A 3376-nucleotide genomic window follows, 5' to 3' on the forward strand; every position below is an offset into this window, starting at 1 on the left:
ACCCCGGTCGCCGCCTTGGTCGCCTTCGCGCCCGAGACCTTGACCCGGCCGTCGGCGATGAGCTGCGCCGCCCGCTCACGGGACGGCGCGAGGCCACGTCGTACCAGCTCTGCGTCGAGCCGGAGCCGCCGCGGGGGCACCTCCGCCTCGGCCGTCAGGCCGGCCGCGTCGGCGTCGCGTCCGACCCGAGGTCCGGGTCGTCGAGCGCCCGACGCAGCTCGGAGTGGGCGGTCTCGAAGACCGCCGCGTGCTCGTCGAGCGGTCGGGCGTCCAGGCCCGCCACCAGGTCGAGCACGCTGTCGATGGAGGTGATGCCGGTCGGCGCCGGGAGGTGCCCCGTTCCGTCCGATACCGCCGCGCCTCCGGGTTCCTCGGTCATGGCAGCGAGGTTACCGTCCCGACCCGGCCACCGCCGGGATCCCCAGCCCCGTGATGTCAGCCACCGTCCCGGTGACGTCCCGGTGGTCCCACCCTGCGACCGCGGCGACCCGCCACCAGTCGTCGGCGGCGCCGTCCCCGTCGATGACGAGCGCACCGTCGCGGACGACCCCGCGCCAGCCGCCCGACGACCAGCCGTCGTCGGCACGTCCGGGTGCCGGGTGCGGCACCACGAGACCGCCCAGGTCGGACGAGAGGTAGCTCGGGCGCTCCTCGGGACGAGCCGCGACCAGCTCGGGGAGGCGGGTCACCCCGGTCAGGACGAGCAGAGAGTCGATCCCGGCGTTCCGCGCACCCGCGATGTCGGTGTCGAGCCGGTCGCCCACCATCAACGGCCGGCGGCCGCCGGCCCGGCGCACGGTCTCGTCGATCAGCGGCCGCTGCGGCTTGCCCGCCACGACCGGGGTGACGCCGGTGAACCGGCTCAGCGTGTCGATGAGGACGCCGTGGCCCGGCGCCAGCCCGAACGGGGTCGGGATGGTGCCGTCGGCGTTGCTCGCGAGCCAGGGCAGACCGTCCCGGACGCGCACGGCGACCCGCATGATGTCGCGCCAGAGCACGTCAGGCCCGTAGCCGGTCGCGACCGCGACCGCGTCGTCGTCGACCCCGACGGGGACGAGCCCGGCCTCGCGCAGCGCGGCGTGCAGTCCGTCACCGCCCAGGCAGACGATCGCGGAGCCGGTGCCGTGCCTCTCGGCGAGCAGGTGGGAAGCCGCCTGGGCCGACGTCACGACGTCACCAGTGGCGGCGAGGACGCCGAGCTCGGTGAGGTGCTCGGCCACTGAGGCAGGCGTGCGGGCGGCGTTGTTGGTGATGAACGCCGTCCGCATCCCGCTCGCTCGTACCCGCCGCACATGGTCGGCCGCGCCCGGGACCGCGTCACGGCCCACGTAGACAACGCCGTCGAGATCGAGCATCGCCACGTCGTAGGCGACGGTCAGCGGAACGGTCGATGCGGCCAACACGGGGCCAGCCTCTCAGGTCGGCCGTCCATTCCTCCGTACGATGCCCTGATGGACGCAGGACAGGTGGTGACCCCGCCGTACGTCGCGGGCCCGCTGCGGCTCCTGCCGTTCCCGGGACTCATGCTGGCGCCCCACCGCGTCGGTGATCCGTCGACCGGGCGCGCGTTCGCCCGCCCCTACCGCGGCGTCGCCGCCCGGCTGCTCCGGTGGCAGGCCCGAGGGCTGCTCCGGCGGGACGACGAGCCCGCGCTCTACGTCCACGAGTACACCGCCGCCGGCATCACGATCCGCGGCCTCGTCGGCGCTCTCGACGTGTCCCGACGAGCCACCCGGCCCGAGGACCGGGCGGTGCTCCCGCACGAAGGCATCCACCCCGCACAGGCCGACGACCTGGCCGACCGGATGTCGGAGATGGGCCTCAACCCGGCGCCGATCCTCCTCGTGCACAACGGCACCGCCCGTCTCGGCGAGCTCGTGAGGACGGTCGTCGCCGCCACACCGGAGCACGAGTTCACCGACCGGGGCGAGCAGCAGCACCGGATCTGGGCCGTGCGCGACCCGGCGGTCCTGGCCGAGGTCGCCGACCAGCTGAGCGGATCGCGCGCCCTCATCGCCGACGGGCACCACCGCTACGCGGCCTACCTGCGGCTCCAGCGCCGCCACCCGGGGGGCGCGTGCGACCTCGGCCTGGCGATGCTGGTGGACCAGCGCGCGACTCCCCTGTTCCTCGGACCGATCCACCGCAGCTTCACGGGCACCAGCCTCGAGGACCTCCGCGGCGCAGCGGAGAGCATCGGGATGCATTGCGAGTCCCGCACCCAGTCCGAGGCGGTCGCCGCGCTCGGGCCGAGCACGCTCGCCGCGACCGACGGCGACGACTGGGCCGTCCTCCGGCTCGAGGTCCCGCCGGACCGTGCGGCCGTCGAGGTCCTCCACCGCCAGCTGGTGCCGGCGCTGGCCCACGGCCCCACGAGCACCGGGTACCACCACACCGTCGACGACGCGCTCGCCGCAGCCAACCCGCGCTCCGCGCTCGCCGTCCTCATGCCGGCGCCGAGCGTCGACCTCGTCCAGCAGATCGCCGAGGACGACCGCCTGCTGCCGGAGAAGGCCACCTCGTTCCAGCCGAAGCCGAGCCTGGGCGTCCTCATCCGGTCGCTCCGCGACGGATCAGACGCGCCGACCTGACCTCGACCTCCACCCGCGACGCCGTCGCGCCGCCCGACCGGTAGAACCGTCGCCTCAACGAGCCGGCGACCTGCACCTCGTCGCCCGGTCGCCAGCCCGACACCGACCTCCTGGTCCGGGCTTCCCACGCGCAGCAGTCCAGGACGTCCACGCTCGGGCTTCGTCGGCCGTCGGTCCGGGCACGGACCGGCAACCGAGCGACGATGACGCGGAAGACACACATCTCGTCACCGCTCGGCAGGACGCGCACCTCGGGGTCTCCCGACACCGTGCCGCGCAGGCGCACCTCGTTGGGTTGTGCGCCCGGATCAATTCTCATGCTCATCCGGCACCTCCTCGAGACCCATCAACGAGCAGAGCCCGCCGCCGCGCACCACCGCGGAGGTGCGGATGTGGAAAGCGCCACCGCCGCTCGCTCGGCGGGACGGAGAGCGGGCCACGAGCTGCCACGAAGAATGTCGGGAACACGCCGAAAAATAGCCAACGGGCTATCAGAAAGAATTCTGATAGCCCGTTGGAAAGAATGTCCGGCGGCGTCCTACTCTCCCACATCCTCGCGGTTGCAGTACCATCGGCGCTGACAGGCTTAACTTCCGGGTTCGGTATGGAGCCGGGTGTTTCCCTGTCGCTATGGCCGCCGTAACTCTATGAACCCCTCTTGTGGCCCACGTGTGTGGGTGGGGGTTGGATCGTGGACGCGATTTGTAGTGTGTTTACGCTGAAACCCAGCACACAAACGTCAAACCAGTGGTTTGTTGGTTGTGTTGGGGGTTTGTGTGGCAAGT

5 protein-coding genes and 1 rRNA gene are annotated in these 3376 nt (G+C 72.4%); 1 reads left to right on the top strand and 5 read right to left on the bottom strand.

Annotated features, from left to right (window positions below; all coding sequences use genetic code 11):
- From H0487_RS22205 to H0487_RS22215, 3 genes are all read right to left on the bottom strand, one after another.
- A partial coding sequence (locus H0487_RS22205; protein WP_312856063.1) for a S4 domain-containing protein occupies positions 1-140 on the bottom strand: 140 nt, incomplete at its 3' end.
- Between the two features lie 14 nt (positions 141-154).
- The gene (locus H0487_RS22210; RefSeq protein ID WP_183096379.1) at positions 155-379 is read right to left on the bottom strand and encodes a hypothetical protein; all 225 of its coding nucleotides are present in this window, start codon (positions 377-379) and stop codon (positions 155-157) included.
- Between the two features lie 10 nt (positions 380-389).
- Positions 390-1403, bottom strand: coding sequence for an HAD-IIA family hydrolase (locus H0487_RS22215; protein WP_312856062.1), 1014 nt, complete (start codon positions 1401-1403; stop codon positions 390-392).
- Positions 1404-1451: 48 nt separating this feature from the next.
- Between H0487_RS22215 and H0487_RS22220 the strand changes: the two genes are divergently transcribed.
- On the top strand, positions 1452-2591 hold the full coding sequence (locus H0487_RS22220; protein WP_183096380.1) for a DUF1015 family protein: 1140 nt from the start codon (positions 1452-1454) through the stop codon (positions 2589-2591).
- On the opposite strand, the gene H0487_RS22225 is transcribed toward H0487_RS22220, so the two are convergent.
- Both H0487_RS22225 and rrf read right to left on the bottom strand, forming a co-directional pair.
- Positions 2551-2916, bottom strand: coding sequence for a single-stranded DNA-binding protein (locus tag H0487_RS22225; protein WP_183096381.1), 366 nt, complete (start codon positions 2914-2916; stop codon positions 2551-2553). The genes H0487_RS22220 and H0487_RS22225 overlap by 41 nt on opposite strands.
- 200 nt (positions 2917-3116) lie before the next feature.
- A 5S ribosomal RNA gene (rrf, locus tag H0487_RS22230) occupies positions 3117-3233 on the bottom strand.
- Positions 3234-3376: the final 143 nt, after the last annotated feature.

The organism is Nocardioides stalactiti, from assembly GCF_014180715.1.
Lineage (GTDB): Bacteria > Actinomycetota > Actinomycetes > Propionibacteriales > Nocardioidaceae > Nocardioides > Nocardioides stalactiti.

Bases quoted from the DNA above. Each gene is read 5' to 3' on its own strand.
- H0487_RS22210 (WP_183096379.1), bottom strand. From the start codon at position 379: ATGACCGAGGAACCCGGAGGCGCGGCGGTATCGGACGGAACGGGGCAC.
- H0487_RS22220 (WP_183096380.1), top strand. From the start codon at position 1,452: ATGGACGCAGGACAGGTGGTGACCCCGCCGTACGTCGCGGGCCCGCTG.
- H0487_RS22225 (WP_183096381.1), bottom strand. From the start codon at position 2,916: ATGAGCATGAGAATTGATCCGGGCGCACAACCCAACGAGGTGCGCCTG.